At 50.3% G+C, this 15,200-nt stretch carries 17 protein-coding genes and 2 riboswitches; of the genes, 6 read left to right on the top strand and 11 right to left on the bottom strand.

Annotated elements, in window-relative coordinates:
* Positions 1 to 10: 10 nt before the first annotated feature.
* The 3 genes from kdpA to ACSFXJ_RS05015 form a co-directional block, all read right to left on the bottom strand.
* Positions 11 to 1,693: a potassium-transporting ATPase subunit KdpA gene (gene kdpA, locus ACSFXJ_RS05025; RefSeq protein ID WP_412838087.1), complete on the bottom strand. Its 1,683-nt coding sequence runs from the start codon at positions 1,691 to 1,693 to the stop codon at positions 11 to 13.
* A gap of 32 nt (positions 1,694 to 1,725) precedes the next feature.
* Positions 1,726 to 1,803 carry a potassium-transporting ATPase subunit F gene (locus ACSFXJ_RS05020; protein ID WP_080612102.1) on the bottom strand — a complete coding sequence of 26 codons (78 nt, stop codon included), beginning with the start codon at positions 1,801 to 1,803 and terminating at the stop codon, positions 1,726 to 1,728.
* 161 nt (positions 1,804 to 1,964) lie between these two features.
* Positions 1,965 to 2,372, bottom strand: a complete 408-nt coding sequence (locus ACSFXJ_RS05015; protein ID WP_120117237.1) for a hypothetical protein — start codon at positions 2,370 to 2,372, stop codon at positions 1,965 to 1,967.
* Between the two features lie 111 nt (positions 2,373 to 2,483).
* Positions 2,484 to 2,645: riboswitch (cyclic di-AMP (ydaO/yuaA leader) on the bottom strand.
* A gap of 560 nt (positions 2,646 to 3,205) precedes the next feature.
* Here ACSFXJ_RS05015 and ACSFXJ_RS05010 point away from each other — a divergent pair.
* The 5 genes from ACSFXJ_RS05010 to ACSFXJ_RS04990 all read left to right on the top strand — a co-directional run bounded on the left by ACSFXJ_RS05010 (position 3,206) and on the right by ACSFXJ_RS04990 (position 8,115).
* Entirely contained in the window at positions 3,206 to 4,774 is a 1,569-nt protein-coding gene (locus ACSFXJ_RS05010) for an ATP-binding protein (protein WP_120117236.1), read from the top strand.
* The gene (locus ACSFXJ_RS05005) at positions 4,761 to 5,462 is read left to right on the top strand and encodes a response regulator (RefSeq protein WP_120460066.1); all 702 of its coding nucleotides are present in this window, start codon (positions 4,761 to 4,763) and stop codon (positions 5,460 to 5,462) included. Before ACSFXJ_RS05010 ends, ACSFXJ_RS05005 begins: the two co-directional genes overlap by 14 nt.
* A 207-nt stretch (positions 5,463 to 5,669) precedes the next feature.
* A riboswitch (cyclic di-AMP (ydaO/yuaA leader) is annotated at positions 5,670 to 5,828 on the top strand.
* Between the two features lie 113 nt (positions 5,829 to 5,941).
* A complete protein-coding gene (locus tag ACSFXJ_RS05000; protein ID WP_061575815.1) occupies positions 5,942 to 6,406 on the top strand; it encodes a hypothetical protein in 465 nt (154 codons plus the stop codon).
* A gap of 68 nt (positions 6,407 to 6,474) precedes the next feature.
* A complete protein-coding gene (locus tag ACSFXJ_RS04995; RefSeq protein ID WP_161655355.1) occupies positions 6,475 to 6,780 on the top strand; it encodes a Na-translocating system protein MpsC family protein in 306 nt (101 codons plus the stop codon).
* A gap of 81 nt (positions 6,781 to 6,861) precedes the next feature.
* The gene (locus ACSFXJ_RS04990) at positions 6,862 to 8,115 is read left to right on the top strand and encodes an aspartate kinase (protein ID WP_227277956.1); all 1,254 of its coding nucleotides are present in this window, start codon (positions 6,862 to 6,864) and stop codon (positions 8,113 to 8,115) included.
* 201 nt (positions 8,116 to 8,316) lie between these two features.
* Here ACSFXJ_RS04990 and ACSFXJ_RS04985 read toward each other — a convergent pair whose 3' ends face one another.
* The 4 genes from ACSFXJ_RS04985 to ACSFXJ_RS04970 are packed head-to-tail and all read right to left on the bottom strand — an operon-like array spanning position 8,317 to position 11,608.
* Entirely contained in the window at positions 8,317 to 10,644 is a 2,328-nt protein-coding gene (locus tag ACSFXJ_RS04985; RefSeq protein ID WP_227277955.1) for a VirB4-like conjugal transfer ATPase, CD1110 family, read from the bottom strand.
* A complete protein-coding gene (locus ACSFXJ_RS04980) occupies positions 10,637 to 11,002 on the bottom strand; it encodes a PrgI family protein (protein ID WP_435924122.1) in 366 nt (121 codons plus the stop codon). Before ACSFXJ_RS04980 ends, ACSFXJ_RS04985 begins: the two co-directional genes overlap by 8 nt.
* A 34-nt stretch (positions 11,003 to 11,036) precedes the next feature.
* Positions 11,037 to 11,393, bottom strand: a complete 357-nt coding sequence (locus ACSFXJ_RS04975; RefSeq protein WP_435924121.1) for a hypothetical protein — start codon at positions 11,391 to 11,393, stop codon at positions 11,037 to 11,039.
* Between the two features lie 29 nt (positions 11,394 to 11,422).
* Positions 11,423 to 11,608: an aspartyl-phosphate phosphatase Spo0E family protein gene (locus ACSFXJ_RS04970; RefSeq protein ID WP_435924120.1), complete on the bottom strand. Its 186-nt coding sequence runs from the start codon at positions 11,606 to 11,608 to the stop codon at positions 11,423 to 11,425.
* 168 nt (positions 11,609 to 11,776) lie between these two features.
* Here ACSFXJ_RS04970 and ACSFXJ_RS04965 point away from each other — a divergent pair, with 168 nt between their 5' ends.
* A complete protein-coding gene (locus ACSFXJ_RS04965) occupies positions 11,777 to 12,028 on the top strand; it encodes a helix-turn-helix domain-containing protein (protein WP_435924119.1) in 252 nt (83 codons plus the stop codon).
* A gap of 2 nt (positions 12,029 to 12,030) precedes the next feature.
* On the opposite strand, the gene ACSFXJ_RS04960 is transcribed toward ACSFXJ_RS04965, so the two are convergent.
* The 4 genes from ACSFXJ_RS04960 to ACSFXJ_RS04945 all read right to left on the bottom strand — a co-directional run bounded on the left by ACSFXJ_RS04960 (position 12,031) and on the right by ACSFXJ_RS04945 (position 15,189).
* Positions 12,031 to 12,870: a hypothetical protein gene (locus ACSFXJ_RS04960; protein ID WP_435924118.1), complete on the bottom strand. Its 840-nt coding sequence runs from the start codon at positions 12,868 to 12,870 to the stop codon at positions 12,031 to 12,033.
* 66 nt (positions 12,871 to 12,936) lie between these two features.
* Entirely contained in the window at positions 12,937 to 13,245 is a 309-nt protein-coding gene (locus ACSFXJ_RS04955; RefSeq protein ID WP_435924117.1) for a glutamyl-tRNA amidotransferase, read from the bottom strand.
* On the bottom strand, positions 13,242 to 15,011 hold the full coding sequence (locus tag ACSFXJ_RS04950) for a VirD4-like conjugal transfer protein, CD1115 family (RefSeq protein WP_435924116.1): 1,770 nt from the start codon (positions 15,009 to 15,011) through the stop codon (positions 13,242 to 13,244). Before ACSFXJ_RS04950 ends, ACSFXJ_RS04955 begins: the two co-directional genes overlap by 4 nt.
* Positions 14,998 to 15,189 carry a hypothetical protein gene (locus ACSFXJ_RS04945; RefSeq protein ID WP_435924115.1) on the bottom strand — a complete coding sequence of 64 codons (192 nt, stop codon included), beginning with the start codon at positions 15,187 to 15,189 and terminating at the stop codon, positions 14,998 to 15,000. Before ACSFXJ_RS04945 ends, ACSFXJ_RS04950 begins: the two co-directional genes overlap by 14 nt.
* Between the last annotated feature and the right edge of the window lie 11 nt (positions 15,190 to 15,200).

Below are 15,200 nucleotides of genomic sequence, written 5' to 3'. Positions count from 1 at the left end.
CTCACCTCTTCTATTTCAGGAGCGTCAAATGTTCTGCGATCGGACCGAGAACAAGGGCGGGCAAAAAGGTCAAAGCTCCGATAATCAGTACGATACCGACGAGAATACCCGTAAACAATTTGGTGTCCGTGCGGAACGTTCCGATCGTTTCCGGAACCCATTGTTTCGCCGCCAGGGAACCGGCTACGCCGAGCAATGCCACAATGGAAACGTACCGTCCGAACAGCATGACAAGTCCCGTAGAAACGTTCCAGAACGTTGTGTTGTCAGCCAAACCTTCGAAGCCGGAACCGTTGTTCGCGGCGGAAGACGTATACTCATAAAGCACCTGCGATATGCCGTGGAAGCCGGGATTGCTGATGGCCCCTTTCCCCAAGTCCGTCAAAAAGGCAATGGCCGTAGGCGCAAGAATAATAAGCGGGTGAGCGAGAATCGCGATGGCAACCAGTTTCATTTCTCGAGCTTCAATTTTGCGCCCCATAAATTCCGGCGTGCGGCCGACCATCAATCCGCAAAGGAAGACACCCAATATTGCGTACATAAGCATGTTGACCAAACCGACGCCGTCGCCACCAAACACACAGTTCAGCATCATTTGCGCCAGCGGGACGAGACCGCCCAGCGGCGTCAACGTATCGTGCATGTTATTGACCGTACCTGTTGTAGCCGCAGTCGTAACCGTTGTAAACAAAGCCGACTGCGCTATACCGAACCGAACTTCCTTGCCCTCCATGCTGCCTTGCGAAGCGTCGATTCCGAGCGCATTCAGCGCTGGGTTCCCTCGCAGTTCCGATGTATAAACGATGGACAGGAAGGAGACAAACAAGATGAGCATCGCGCTGAAGATCACCCAGCCCTGTTTTTGATTTCGCGCGAATCTGCCGAACGTATACGTCAGCGCGGCCGGAATGCACCACATGGACAACATCTCGATAACATTGGTTAGCGGATTCGGATTCTCAAACGGGTGCGATGAATTGACGCCCATAAATCCCCCCCCGTTCGTTCCCAAGTGCTTGATCGATACGAGGGAAGCTACCGGACCGATCGCGATTTGCTGCGTCCCGCCTTCAAGCGTAGTCGCTTGAACGGTCGGACTAAGCGTTTGCGGCACTTTCAACGCAACTAGTGCCAATGTCACGATGATCGCCATCGGGATAAGCAAACGGGTGTGCGCTTTGACAAAATCGGTGAAGAAGTTGCCGAGCGTTTTCCCTTTGCTTGTCAAACCGCGAATGAACGCGATCGCTACGACGATGCCGGATGCCGCTGATGTAAACATCATCATCATAATAACAGCCATTTGCGAAAAATAGGACAGACCCGTTTCGCCGCTATAGTGCTGCAAGTTCGTATTCGTCATGAAGCTGATGACCGTATTGAAAGAAAGCGTTGACTCCATGTTATCGATGCCGTTCGGGTTGATCGGCAGCCATTTCTGGATGCGTAAAATCAAATAACTGACCGCCACCAAAATAACGTTGGTCAATATCAAGCTGAGCGTGTATCGTTTCCAGCTCATTTCAGCGCGGTTTTTCAAACCGGTCAGTCCGTAGATCAACCTTTCAATCGGTCCGAATATTTTGTCGGTCCGGTTGGGTTCATTGGAAAATACATGAAAGATGTATGCCCCCAAAGGTTTGACCAAAAAAACTAAAATCACAATGACCGCTACCAGTTGCAAAATGGCCATTTCATGCCCTCCTCAAACATATACAGATCATATTAAAATTTTTCGGGATTCACCAAAGCAAAAACGAGATATAAAAAAATCAAAACCGTAAAAACAGCAACTATTATCATGAGCGTTCTCCCCCCGATTCACCTGCAACTCGTCCGCACCAAGCTAAAAATAAGCAAAACAATCCATATACGCCACCTAGTGTTAAAATCATTGCGATATCCATCATGAATGATCATCCCTCCCTTCAAGCATGTACCCGGTACGTTTGCCTGATATGGATTCAGCTTTCGTTATCAAGCAGAAACGAAACATCATCGCTGCGGGTGTAAATGACATAGCTAGCGCCAAGTCCTTTGTAGATGAGTCTTGCATTGTTGCTGCCGGTGATGATATAGATCGGCTTGCCTGTCCAGGATCGGCAGATCTGAATGTATCGGCAAATCAAGGGCAAACTTGACTCAAACAAGTACACCTTCCCTACCGGTAACTCTGGAATGAGCCAGGTTTCCCGGTCTACAGTATCGACCATTAAGATGTGCTTGACGCCCAAATGTGTCAATCTCGACTTCTCTGTTTCATTATTGGTAATCGCTGCATAAGGTATTCCTTTGATTCGCAACGCTTTAATAAACTGCTCCCCGGTTTTGTTGGGCGCAGAGACGAGTACAAACTCATCTTGAGCTTCCATAGCCAATCTCCTCCATCCTGGTACAGGCAACAAAAAAGAAGCTTTCGGAAGAGGAACTCTTCGTCAGCTTCTTAGGCACGAAAAAACACCGTGTCTAATCACGACAATTGTTGCCTCTCTTAAAGACGCTTACGAGGTTAGCTGTCGGATTCGGGCGTAAGAGTCGCCCTACGCCGGATTTACCGGCGATTCACCCCATGAAGCCGACAAGACCGGCTTCGATTGGTTCCCCCGCTCCTTCGTGTTAATTGAAGAATTCAGCGATTGAAACGATGATTATCATGTTCACGAAACACCACAGAGGCATAAGCACTGTGGTCGAAACTTACGATCACAAGCTTCATCATCCTCTCTCTACAAGGGCCACACTTTTGAAAAGAGCTGCTTCCGCATTTACGAGTTTTGCTTATGGATTCGGGCGGTGAGAGTCGCCCTGCCCCTGCTTAAGCTTCGTATAAGCGGGGGAATTCATCCCTTACGGATCCGGTTGACTTGCTCTCACACAAGCACTGATCCGTAGTTGGTTCCCTCTTGTTCCTGAGTCACAATTAAGCAACTGTAAATGAAAAACAATTCAATTCATGGACGTATGTTACTCCGAGACAAAAAAACTGTAAAGTGAAGCATATTGTATATCCGCTTAAAAAGAGTGCTTTATGTTTGGGAATTCATGACCCTGGCAGAAGATCTTCATTTTTCTCGTATTTACTCATTATTTTGAGGTTTTTCAATCATTTTTACGAAATTTTTACGCCCAGTACCGGTTTATTTTACTCTTTTTTTACAGTAACCTAGAGAGGAGAGACACAAAAAAGAGCAGGATGTGTTTTGCTATGCATAAATGGAATGCGGTATGGATTTCGTTGCGATCGTACGTAAGCACGACTTTGCTGATCGCTCTCATGACCATGGTATTAAAACCGTTTGGTCTTGCTTTTGACTTGGTCAATATTGCTCTTATCTATTTACTCCCGGTTCTTTTCAATGCCGTCTTCGGGGGACTGCGTCCTGCTTTCTACGCGGCGATCCTGGGTGTCTTAGCCTTTGATTTCTTCTTCGTGCCTCCTGTACTGAGCTTTACCGTATCAGACTTGCGCTATCTGGTTTCATTTGGCGTCTATTTGGCGGTGGCAGCATTAACGGCCAGCCTAGCGGCCAAGCTGAAGCAGCAGGTCCTCTTTTCCAAGCAAAGGGAAGCTCACACAGCTGCGTTGTACGCGCTTAGCAAGCAGATGAGCGCGATCGCGGACATCCATTCCATGCTGGACAATTTTTCCCGACAAGTTTCGCAGACCCTTGACACAGAAATCGCGATCTATTTGGCGGATGACCAGAATACCCTGAAACTTGCCCATGAGTCTGCCGATCTTCCTGACTGCAGGCAAGAGAATACGGAAATGTCTATCGCAAAGCGAGTGTTTGAGCACGTCGAGACGGCCGGAATGGAAATTTCGCGTTTGAACGAATCTCCGGGTTATTTTATTCCGCTTCGGACCGAAGACCGCACATATGGTATCATCGCGCTCTATCCGAATGAAGCGCGAACCGGGATCACAACCGAGCAAAAGCGGCTCTTCGAGGCTCTCGGAGGCTTGGCGGCCAGCGCAATCGCTCGCCTCAGGCTGGCGGAGGAAGCCCGAATTGCTCATCTAACAGCAGAGTCGGAACGCCTTCGTACTGCAATTTTGGATTCGGTCTCCCATGAACTACGCACCCCTTTGGCAACCATCATCGGCTCGGCAACCGGTCTGATCGAGGGCGGGCATATTTTCTCTGCAGAGGATCGAATGGAGCTTCTTGTCACGATTCGTGACGACGCCCTTCGTATGAATCGCCTAGTGACGAATCTGCTCAGCATGGTGCAGCTGGAGAGCGGGATGCTGCGCCTCAGGAAAAACTGGTGCGATGTGGAGGACTTGATCGGCGTCACGTTATCTCAGGTCAAAGACTTTCAACAACATCGCAAGCTGCGCACCGAGTTGCCGGATGACGGGCCCATTATGGTCCTGGGTGACGAAGTATTGCTAGAGCAAATGTTGGTCAATGTCGTGAGCAATGCGATCAAATACAGTCCGGATTATAGTGAAATCGTCCTGTCAGTGAAAACCGGGGAAGCAGGCGTTGTCATCTCGGTCTCCGATACGGGGATTGGACTGAACGAGGACGAATACGATCGGATATTCGAAAAGTTTTACCGTTCAACCGCTGCGAAGCAAATAACCGGTACGGGATTGGGACTTGCCATATGCAAAGGAATCGTCGAGCTTCATGAAGGAACGATATCGGCGCAGCCGAAGGAACCGCGAGGGACCATTGTAACGATAACCCTTCCCTTAAACAAGCAAGACGACTTGCTTGCAGCAGCTGAAGAAAGGGGAACCACGAATCATGACCATGAATGAACATGGGGCTCGCATTTTGATCATCGATGATGAACCCCAAATTCGAAAGCTTCTGAAGGTAACCCTGCAAGCCCATCAATATGCCATCTACGAAGCCTCGACAGGAGAGGAGGGCCTCCAACAGGCATCCTTGATGTTGCCGGACTTGATCATACTTGATCTCGGGTTGCCGGGCATATCCGGCATGGAAGTGCTCGGCCGCATCCGGGAATGGTCAAATTCGCCGATCATTGTGCTGACGGCAAAAGACAGGGAGGAAGATAAAATCGTCGCGCTCGACAGCGGCGCCGATGATTATGTAACCAAGCCGTTCGGGATGGGAGAGCTCGTCGCTCGAATGCGTGTTGCGCTGCGGCACGTAGCCAAATCGTCGAATGAGCCCATCCTCCAGATCGGCGAGCTGACCATCGACCTGGCACAGCGAAGCGTGGAGTTGAAGGGAGAACGGATCAAGTTGACCCCAACAGAATACGATCTGTTGAAAATTCTCGCCTCCAACGCCGGGAAAGTAGTCACGCAGCGTCAGCTGCTCCAACAAGTATGGGGCAGCCACCACAATGAGACCGACAGCCATTATTTGCGGGTGTACATCGGACATCTACGCAAAAAACTCGAGGAAGACTCGACTCGGCCCAAGTTCATTCTGACGGAGCCGGGGATCGGCTATCGCTTCCTGTCCAGGGAGTAACAGAGTCGCTTACCTCGGCTACGTCCATCCTCCGTTCAAAAACGTAAGAACGGGACCTTCGTGTAGAAATATTGCCGTCTCCGTAAGTTTTTGTCCGATGCATCCGTTTTCGCGCACGAGAAAAGGCTAAAAATCAAAAATAGGCGTTGGATTCGGCTTTTACATTGTCTTGCAAAAAGCGTATGATCTCTATAAACAACTTCAAATTCATTTGAATCGCTGAATTCCCTAAGGGGAAACGGGGGAACCAACAGAAGCCATTAAATGGTTTCACGGGGTGAATTCCTTGTCTGCTTGGCACTTGGAAAGGGTACTCTCAAGCCCTAACCCGACAGCTAACCTCGTAAGCGCATTGAGAGAGAACCGTATCCGAGCTGCGTTTGTCTGATGGACTGACAACAGACTGCCCGAGAGCTTCGTTTCTCTGCTCTTCGGGCTTTTTGTCGTACCCAAAAAAACATTTAGGGAGAGTGGCAAGCATGTTACACGTGCAAGAAGCGGATCCACTGCCGGGTCTTGAATCGCCCGGTTTTCGGTATGAGGAGAGAATCCGTTCCATCGAAGTATTTCGCTTCGATCAAGAGTTGACCCGGCGTTTATTTTTCGAAAACGAAAAAGGTAGCGTGTGCGGATATCTGAAACTATCCGGCAACGGGTTTAGCGGTTGGGGAGAATACCGATTGCCTAATACGAAAAAACCGTTCGACCTCGTCGGATGGGCATCCGTATATATGAATCTGAAAGGTCTTAACATTGCCCAAGCCTTTCAATTGCTACAGGGTAAAGAAGAGAATTGGGGAAGGATTCGAAAAGAGTTGGCCGAATCGGCGTTGATGGACTTGTCATCCACTCTCGAGACCCCTTTTCTTTTGCCACATCACGGTGATTTTCCGATAAAACAACAATATATCATGGAACATGCCGAATCTTACGTCTCATTCTGATCTCGTAACGGAAAGGAGAAATGCATGATGCAGGAGCTTGTAAATCAACTGAAAGAGGCCTACTTGCAATGATCGGTGAACATCCGCAGGAGGTGGAAGTAAGAGTCATTAAAAACCATATCGTGATCATTGCCAAAGGAACTCCAACAATTGAGCATTCCATCTCTGTCCATACCATACGCGGCAGAAGCATTCATCAGACGATAGTCGAAATGGATCGCGACCGATTGCAAGCGCTGTTGAAACCTAAAGTGGCTGCAATTGTCGGTTGCCGCGTCACTTCCATTCAATCCGACATTTGCATCGGCACCGGGGAAAAAATGGAGCTGATTCATCTGGATTGCGATATCGAGCACAAGTATATGCATGATTAGGTTTGAAGAGACGTTTTATTCCAAGGCCTGTCCGTCAGTTAAGTGGAACAGTATTCGAATTCATAATCGGGAGAGATAATGTTGTCATTATTGGTGATGAAATATGGCGGCAGTTCCGTAGGCGACGCCAAACGGATAAAGCGCGTTGCGCGTCGGATAGCGGACCGAAGGCAGGAAGGCCATCAGTGCGTCGTGGTGGTCTCCGCAATGGGAGATACGACGGACGATTTGATCGAGTTGTCCAAAGAAATCGCGGAGGCAACCCCTTCAGCGCGTGAAATGGACATGCTGCTCAGTACAGGAGAACAAGTTTCGGTTGCCCTGTTGTCGATGGCGCTGCACGCCCTGGGCGAACAAGCGGTCTCTTTAACCGGCTGGCAAGCCGGCATTCGTACAGAAGCCAACCACGGGAAGGCACGGATTATCGACATTCAGGCAGATCGAATAATGAATGCGCTAAATCAGGGGCGCATTGTCATTATAGCCGGTTTCCAAGGAGTGACAGAGAATGGCGAGATTACGACGCTTGGACGCGGGGGCTCCGACACGACGGCTGTCGCGCTTGCAGCAGCGATCCGGGCAGATTTGTGCGAAATATACACGGATGTGGACGGTGTTTATTCAACCGATCCGCGCATCGTCAAGCAGGCCAGAAAACTGAAGGAAATCTCTTACGACGAAATGTTGGAAATGGCTCATCTCGGAGCGGCGGTTCTTCACCCCCGTGCGGTGGAATGTGCCAAACAAAATAAAGTGAAGTTGGTCGTTCGATCCAGCTTTACGAACCATGAAGGTACGCAAGTAAAGGAGGAAACGGATATGGAACAAGGAATCGTGGTTCGTGGCATCGCGTTCGACAAGCCTATTGCGCATGTAAGCTTATTGGATATGCCTACAAACCCAAGCCGACTCGCTGCGGTTTTTAATTCGCTTGCGAATGACGACATTGATGTCGATCTTATCGTTCAAGGCGGAATAAGGAATGGCAAGGCTGACCTGTCCTTTACCGTTAGCCTCGCCGATCTGGAGAAGGCAAAAAGTGTGCTTTATCACATCCAGGCAGATGTTGGTTTCAAAAACTTGGAAACCCACTCCGATTTGGTGAAAGTATCTATCGTCGGGGCGGGAAATGTCAGTTCCCCTGGTCTGGCAGCGACGATGTTTCATACCATTGCCGAAACCGGCGTTAGCATTTACACGGTCAGCACGTCTGAAATTAAAATTTCGTGCGTAATCGAAGGGAGAAGGCTCCATGAAGTTATTCGATCCCTGCATACCGTGTTTGGACTCGACGAGCACGAATATGTCTTTGTAACGGACGTAAGTAATGAATGAATGTTACTCAACGGAAAAACACGCTGTATCTTAGTTCAATTAACACTAGAAATTAGCGGTACATTCGAAAACCTAAACCACTTAGAAAGAGTAGCACCATTGGCAGTGAGTTTTACAAGAGTGTTTAAACCGGAAAATGAAAAACAATTTAAAAAAGTAAGCGATTGTTCTCGGTTAAGACCAATCGCTTACTGTTGTTTGTTAATGATCCCCAGGCTTCGTCGTCATCAGGCGATACAGTTTCGTGTTCCGCGGGAACTTGTCGGTAAACGGCACAAGGGAACTGCCTACCTTCATCAATCCATTCCCGGCGTCAACATTGGTAATATAGGAGAGTTGCAGGTCCGAAATATTGAGAAGCCCGGCAAGCTCCATCCGATCGGTGCTGGCCTGATTCAGCATGACGATAAATTCGCTGTTCGCCAGCATAGTCCGGGCCGTATGGCTTTGCAGCAAATCATCCACGTTTTGCGTAATTCCCGTACAAAAAGCGCCATACTTTCGGACGCGCTTCCAAAGCGTGAACAGAAAGTTGGCGCTGTATTCATGCTGAAACAAAAGATAGATTTCGTCAATAATGATAAACGTATTTTTGCCTTTAACCCGATTTTGTGTAATCCGATTCAGGATGCTGTCCAAAACAACAAGCATGCCAATCGGGAGGAGCTGTTTGCCCAAGTCGAGAATGTCGTAGCAGATGAGCCGGTTATGGACATTGACATTGGTCGGCTTGGCGAACGTATTCAAACTGCCAGAAGTAAAAAGTTCAATCGCAAGCGCGATGTCCTGCGCTTCCGGCTCCGATTGCTTGAGCAGCTCCGCGCGAAAGTCCTGAAGCGTCGGCGGCTGCCCCTTATAGTTGCTCTGCAAATACTTCCTGTACACGCTGGCGGTGCAGCGGTCAATGAGCGACTTTTCCTTCGCTCCCAGTTGATATTCGCCAATCAACTGCTCGCATAACGAGAGGACGAATTCCGATTTGAGAATGATCGGATTGGCTCCATCGCCATATTGACGATTCATATCCATCGCATTGATATGGTTGGGCGAAGTGGCGGATATATGAATCGTCTCGCCGCCCAATGCGTTCACCAGTGCGGAGTATTCCCGTTCCGGGTCGATCAAAATAATATCGTCGTCGCTGGCCAGCATCTGGTTGACGATTTCCCGTTTCGCGGTAAAGCTTTTGCCGGAACCGGATACGCCGAGGATAAAGCTGTTTCCGTTCAACAGTTGCTTGCGGTTGGCAATAATCATGTTTTTGCTGATCACATTTTGTCCGTAGTAAATGCCGCCCGGATGCACGATTTCCTGCGCCCGAAACGGAATAAAGACAGCCGTGCTTTCCGTCGTTAACGTCCGCAAAGCGTGAACCTTCCGCAAGCCGTAGGGGAGCACCGTATTCAGACCGTCCATTTGCTGGTAGGTAAGCGTGGAAAACTGGCACAAATGCTTGCGGGCGGTTGTGAGCAGCGCCTCCGTATCGCTGTCGAGCTGCTCCTTGCTGTCCGCGATATGGACCATCGTCAGCAGGCCGAACATCATCCGCTGGTCGCGGGTGGTCAAGTCGTTCAGAAATTCTTTGCTCTCCTTGCGTTGCTGCTCCATATCGTAAGGGACCACGGCAGAAAAATTGTTGTTCCGGTTTTGTCGCCGCTGCCAGTTGGTAATGTTTGTCTCCACGCCGAGCAAACGGCTCTCCACCTCACGAACGGCCTCGTCGGTCGGAATCGGGATGATATCCAGCGACAGCAGCAAATTCCGGTTCAGGTCGCAAAGCTCGGACACCATGCTGTCCTTAATATAGCTGGCGTATTCCCGCAGAAAGATGACGCGGCCAAAAAAGTTGCCCATCCGAAAATGATCTTTTTCAAACTCGAACGTATCCGGGCAAATGTAATCCTTGAAATCATGCCCCTTGCGCATTGTTTCGGACAGATGGAAACGAAAATCCGCTTCCTCGCCAATCCGAAAGAAATCATGGAAAATGCGCAGACGGTCGGTTGCATCCAGTTCGATACATTTGGAACCGAGACGGGAAAAATGCGACATCAATTCGGTTCCGACCCTCGCGAAGTATTGGCGGGCTTCCTCCACATTTTTCTTGGCGACAGAAATGGTAACGTACTTTTCCTGAATCGTTCCGTTCGCGCCGATGGCCTTTGCGAGCAACATCTCGTTGTACTCTTGCCGGTACACATCAAGATGGTCTTGCCGAAGCGGAATCAGAATCGAGCTTTCAAAATCGGTCCGATTCATACGCCGGTTATGGATCGTGATCTTCGTGGTCGCTCCGCTGTCAAAGGAATTGAGCAGCTCGGAATAAGACAAAAACATCGCTTCCTTGTCTTCCCTGGACGCTACGGCGTAGTTGATGTCCTCGAACCGATACGATTTGGAGAACTTGTTGCCGACAAAAAAAATCCCGTCCGGCCAAAGGGCGCGAATCGGGATGACTTGCTGAACGCCTTTCGGGATAACAAATCGTTCCTTGTCCTGCTTGATGATGCGTCTGAGCGTTTTAATCACGGCGCTTCATCCTTTCCTGCTCATGATACTGCATGCTCTTTTTCAGCGCTTCAACGTAGATGTTAGTCGAGAAGAAGACGAATCGCCTTGGCAACAGAAATTCCGATTTCAAATACGCCCAAAGCAACTGCTCGGCCGTCATGCCGTGATAGCTGATGAAACCCAAGGCTGCGCAGGGCGCGGCCCCCAAAATGCACATCCAACTGAGCGTTTCCAAACCAAAGCGGCCTCGCAGTCCAAAATAAAGTCCGATCGCAACGCCGACAGCCAGTACAGAAAAAAAGAACTGCCGCAAGGACAGTCCAAAGAATAAGCTTTCGGTATAATCCCGGATTTCCCGGTTGATTTTCACTTCCATTTGAAATCCTCCCATAAACGATGTTCACTATGGTCTACAACTCGCCCCCAGCCTCCGGTTTAACCGATGTTGGCTCTGTCTTTTTCGGTCTTGCCAACAACTCATTCTCGGATGGAAGGGGATCGAAGAGCAGCGCAAACGCAAGCTGTACGCCGTCTCTCATCCCTTGCAAATACAAGCGTTCATTCTCCAATGCCCTTGTGAAATGTTGTTTGTCCTCCCATTCCATAAACGCCGGCAACTGCGTCATATCCACGCCGGAAAACATCGCATGAAAAGCTGTGTTCTCTTCATCGCGACATCTGCACAACTCGGGATGGCGTTCAATCCGAGCTGAAACGTGGTCCAGCCGCCGCTGGATCGCGTTTTGAAACCATAACGGAAACTCCATTGACATCCCCCTCCTTGCGCGAACGTGTGTTAGCGCAGCTGGTGCTCTCGTTCGGCCCTCTTGCGGTGCTGTCGGACGATCAATTCGTCCACCTTCCGGCTTTGAGCCTGAACCGCCTCATTCTCGAACAGAGGAATTCCCTGTTCAAGAGATTTTTTCCCGAGTTCGTTCAACTTTCTTCTTTCCTCCTCCAATTGACCAAGCAAACGTGTCATCGGTCAGCCTCCCAGTGTCTTCATTAGATCGGCGTCCCTGGCTGTCAAATGATAGCTTACCTCTCCATTTTATTGCGAAAATCGGTTTATTTCATTTTAATGCGATATTCGCATTAAAACAATGATGCACTCACGTACAATTTTGCTTGTAATGTGAGGTGCATACAAATGAAACATCGAAAAGAACCGCCAGGCGACAAAAATATAATCGGCGTGAGAGTCGTTGCCATCCGCAAGGCAAAGGGGATGAAACAGAAGGAGTTTCTGGCCAAATTGCAAACGGCTGGCCTTGACATCAGTCCTACCAGTCTTTCGCGTCTGGAAGGGCAGTATCGGCTTGTCCAAGACTACGAAGTCGTTGCGATTGCCAAAGCGCTGGATGTTTCCGTCCGGGAATTGCTGGGCGAAGAATCGGAATGAAGCTACAGCCCTAACATTTCACGCACCACCCGGTCCGCCATTTTCACCGTACCGACGAGAACGAGCATATTAAAAATCAACTCTCCGATATAGGTCCACACCATCGTAACCGCACCTGCGCCTTCATCGACCGCCGGGGGAGCGGAGGCAAAGGCGGAGTAGATGATGCAGGCGAGCACAATCACTGCCCCCTCCAAACAAGCGGCCGCATACCCTTTGAGAAACGATTTGCCAATATTTTGGCTTGGTTCCCCGGCAAAGGCGGACAGCGGAACGGGAGCGATGGCTGTATATAAATAGATGCGAAAAAAACGCCCGTACACCGAGAGAATCATCACAAAAGACAATACCGTGATGAACAGACTGCCCAGAAGGGAGACGACCCACAGCGGAATGCTTTGCCAAAAGCCGACGTCTTCAATCGCTTTTACAATGGTGTTCGGCAAAGTCATGGCCTCCGTCTTTCCGAACCCGGAACGTCCCATCATCGTGGAGATGATTCCCTGAACAATGGTAAACAGCGCCATCATGAGCTCCAGCCCGTAGGTGACGACCGCTTTGGCCAAGACAAAACGGATAAACAGCTTGACAGCCATCTCCGGCTTTTTCATTTCGGCAAAACTGCCGGTCGTCTTCACCACGCCAATCACAAAAAACAAGACCAGGAGCGCCAGTCCCGTCGCCTGCAACGCGCCATGAATGTCGGTAATGACGCGCCAAACGCCGCCGCCTTTGAAGTCGGCCGGCGACTCGGTAACGAGTTGCCAGATTTCGTTCATTTTCTCGTTCCACGTATCGAGCGCATGTTCGAGATTGTCAATAATCCAACTGTTCTTGGCCATATTCTCACCCCTTTCTGTAAACGGGGAACAGACAAACCGTCCGTTCCCCTCATTTGCGACTCCCGTTTATCCGGCAATCAGGGTAAGAATTTCCTTCGTGAAGGTAATGATAATCCCGCCGGCGAGCGTCAGGAACCCGTTCGCCCGCTGGGAAGGGTCGTGAGACTTGAGCGACAATCCGATCTGGACAATGCCGAAGCCGAGTATGATCATACCGATGGCCCGTATTAATCCGAATATGAAAGTGGACAAATTATTGACCGTCGTCATCGGGTCGCCCTCGGCATAAGCGGTAGAGACGAATACGGTTCCCGTTAACATCAGCATGATGTACAGTGCCAGCAGCCGTTTCCTTTTGAACTTCAATTTCATCATTCCCTTCGTAAAAATAGCGACTCCATGTCTTCTTCCGACAGAAGCTCGTACTCTCCGTTTTCATCAAGCGTCACGGTTCGCCAATCGAGCGCAAGTTCCGTACCCCCATGCTGGTAGGGAAGACCCTTGCCATCCGTCGTGAGCGCGACATGGGGATGCCTGAGCAAATCGTATTTGTCGTCCTGAACAGGACGCTCGCCGCGAATAAAGAGCAAGGCATAGCGGTTATCGAGGAGCCGCACCTCATCGGGTGTAAGCAAGTCGCGGCTGGACAGCTGATAGTTGATCGAATAGCTGCCGCTGCGTCCCTTGCTTTGGCCGTACGTGTTCGTGTCGATCGTTTCCTTGCCCAGCAGCTCCGAGACGTATTTGTGGGTGGATTGTTCATTGCCGCCCAGGTACAAGAACACATCGCAATTCCCGACGATCGATTCCCACGACTCCTTATACAGCGCTTTAAGCTGCGCCAGATTTTGCAGGATGATGGAAACCGAAATCTCGCGGCTGCGCATGGTGGAGAGCAGCTTGTCGAATTCATCGGGCAAGGCGACGTTGGCAAATTCGTCCATCACAAAATGCACGTGTACCGGCAAGCGTCCGCCGTGCCGGTAGTCGGCCTCATACATCAGGCATTGGAAAAGCTGGGTGTAGAGCATCCCGACCATGAAGTTGAAACTGCTGTCGTTGTCGGGAATGACGGCAAACAGCGCCGTCTTCTTTTCTCCCATGACAGGCAATTCCATTTCATCGACCAGGCTCATCCCGGCGATCGTATGCAAGTTGAACTTCTCCAGCCGAACGCCGAGGCCGATCAAAATCGATTTGGCCGTTTTACCCGCCGCCAGCTTGAAGATGTTGTACTGTTTGACCGCCAAATGCTCCGGGTCGCGCATGGCCAGCCGTTCAAACAACTCGTCCAGCGGACTTTGGTAGGTTTCGTCTTCTTCCCGCACCTCGGCGGCGGCGATCATCTCCATCACCATCGGAAAATTCTGTTCCTCCGGCGGCGCTTCATAGAGCAAATACAAAACGAGCGCCTCCAACAGCGCCGTTTCTGATCGTTCCCAAAAGGGGTCATTCGTGCTGCTGCCTTTCGGCGTCGTATTGCGAATCAAGTTGGTGACCAGTTTCAATACATCTTTGTCGTCCCGCAAATAGGCGAAGGGGTTATAGCCATGAGAACGGTGCGGATTGATCAGGTCGAGCACCTTGATATCATACCCTTTGCCCTTGAGCAGATGGCCGGTATCCCGCAAGATTTCGCCTTTCGGGTCGAGAACGACGAACGACGTGTGCGCCTGCATAACGTTCGGTTTGGCGTAAAAGCGCGTTTTGCCGGAGCCGGAACCGCCTACGACAAGCACATTCACATTCCGGCGATGCTTGCGGCCGTCGAGTCCGATGCAAATCTGCTTTGTTAAAATTTTGTTTTGCTCCGGCTGCTTGCTTCGATATTTGGCGCATATGCTTTTCGCCCGGCCCCAACGGGCGCTGCCGTGCTCCTCCCTGCGCCGGTAGTTTCGCGGGGAGGCCAGATAAACGCCGACGCCGAGTCCATAAGCCAGCAAAAAAAAGAGCAGACAGCGGGGCGTATCGTCCACCCATCGGATGTCAAAAGGTTGGTGGATCGCCACACTCAGATGCTCCACAATCGCCGGCAGCCCCCCGGAAAGAGAAGGGGCGGTGAGCAATGCCGCCCAAACGACGGGAATCAAAAAAACCGCAAAGAGTATCAAATGACTCCTTGCGGTTTCAACGCGCCTCATGATGGCTCCGGCGTTTATGTTTTTGATAAGGGGCTTCAATTGTTTTGAGCAACAGTTCATCGACGGCATCGGTGGGGCGCCTCTCGCCGATCAAATCGTTTCGCAGCGCATTCAGCGCATGCACCACAATGCCATACTCGTAATGATCCAAACAGAGAATCCGTTCTTCTTCCTTCACAGGCGCTCCCT

The organism is Paenibacillus salivarius, from assembly GCF_051307165.1.
Classification (GTDB): Bacteria; Bacillota; Bacilli; order Paenibacillales; family Paenibacillaceae; genus Fontibacillus.
The sequence above is the reverse complement of the archived record's forward strand: the minus strand, read 5'-3'. Positions and strand labels throughout refer to the sequence as shown.

What these genes read in the sequence shown, in the direction of transcription:
- ACSFXJ_RS05010 (WP_120117236.1), top strand. Translation starts at nt 3,206, where the DNA reads ATGCATAAATGGAATGCGGTATGGATTTCGTTGCGATCGTACGTAAGC.
- ACSFXJ_RS05015 (WP_120117237.1), bottom strand. Translation starts at nt 2,372, where the DNA reads ATGGAAGCTCAAGATGAGTTTGTACTCGTCTCTGCGCCCAACAAAACC.
- ACSFXJ_RS04995 (WP_161655355.1), top strand. Translation starts at nt 6,475, where the DNA reads ATGATCGGTGAACATCCGCAGGAGGTGGAAGTAAGAGTCATTAAAAAC.
- ACSFXJ_RS05005 (WP_120460066.1), top strand. Translation starts at nt 4,761, where the DNA reads ATGACCATGAATGAACATGGGGCTCGCATTTTGATCATCGATGATGAA.
- ACSFXJ_RS04960 (WP_435924118.1), bottom strand. Translation starts at nt 12,870, where the DNA reads ATGGCCAAGAACAGTTGGATTATTGACAATCTCGAACATGCGCTCGAT.
- ACSFXJ_RS04975 (WP_435924121.1), bottom strand. Translation starts at nt 11,393, where the DNA reads ATGGAGTTTCCGTTATGGTTTCAAAACGCGATCCAGCGGCGGCTGGAC.
- kdpA (WP_412838087.1), bottom strand. Translation starts at nt 1,693, where the DNA reads ATGGCCATTTTGCAACTGGTAGCGGTCATTGTGATTTTAGTTTTTTTG.
- ACSFXJ_RS05000 (WP_061575815.1), top strand. Translation starts at nt 5,942, where the DNA reads ATGTTACACGTGCAAGAAGCGGATCCACTGCCGGGTCTTGAATCGCCC.
- ACSFXJ_RS04950 (WP_435924116.1), bottom strand. Translation starts at nt 15,011, where the DNA reads ATGAGGCGCGTTGAAACCGCAAGGAGTCATTTGATACTCTTTGCGGTT.
- ACSFXJ_RS04970 (WP_435924120.1), bottom strand. Translation starts at nt 11,608, where the DNA reads ATGACACGTTTGCTTGGTCAATTGGAGGAGGAAAGAAGAAAGTTGAAC.
- ACSFXJ_RS05020 (WP_080612102.1), bottom strand. Translation starts at nt 1,803, where the DNA reads ATGATAATAGTTGCTGTTTTTACGGTTTTGATTTTTTTATATCTCGTT.
- ACSFXJ_RS04965 (WP_435924119.1), top strand. Translation starts at nt 11,777, where the DNA reads ATGAAACATCGAAAAGAACCGCCAGGCGACAAAAATATAATCGGCGTG.
- ACSFXJ_RS04955 (WP_435924117.1), bottom strand. Translation starts at nt 13,245, where the DNA reads ATGATGAAATTGAAGTTCAAAAGGAAACGGCTGCTGGCACTGTACATC.
- ACSFXJ_RS04980 (WP_435924122.1), bottom strand. Translation starts at nt 11,002, where the DNA reads ATGGAAGTGAAAATCAACCGGGAAATCCGGGATTATACCGAAAGCTTA.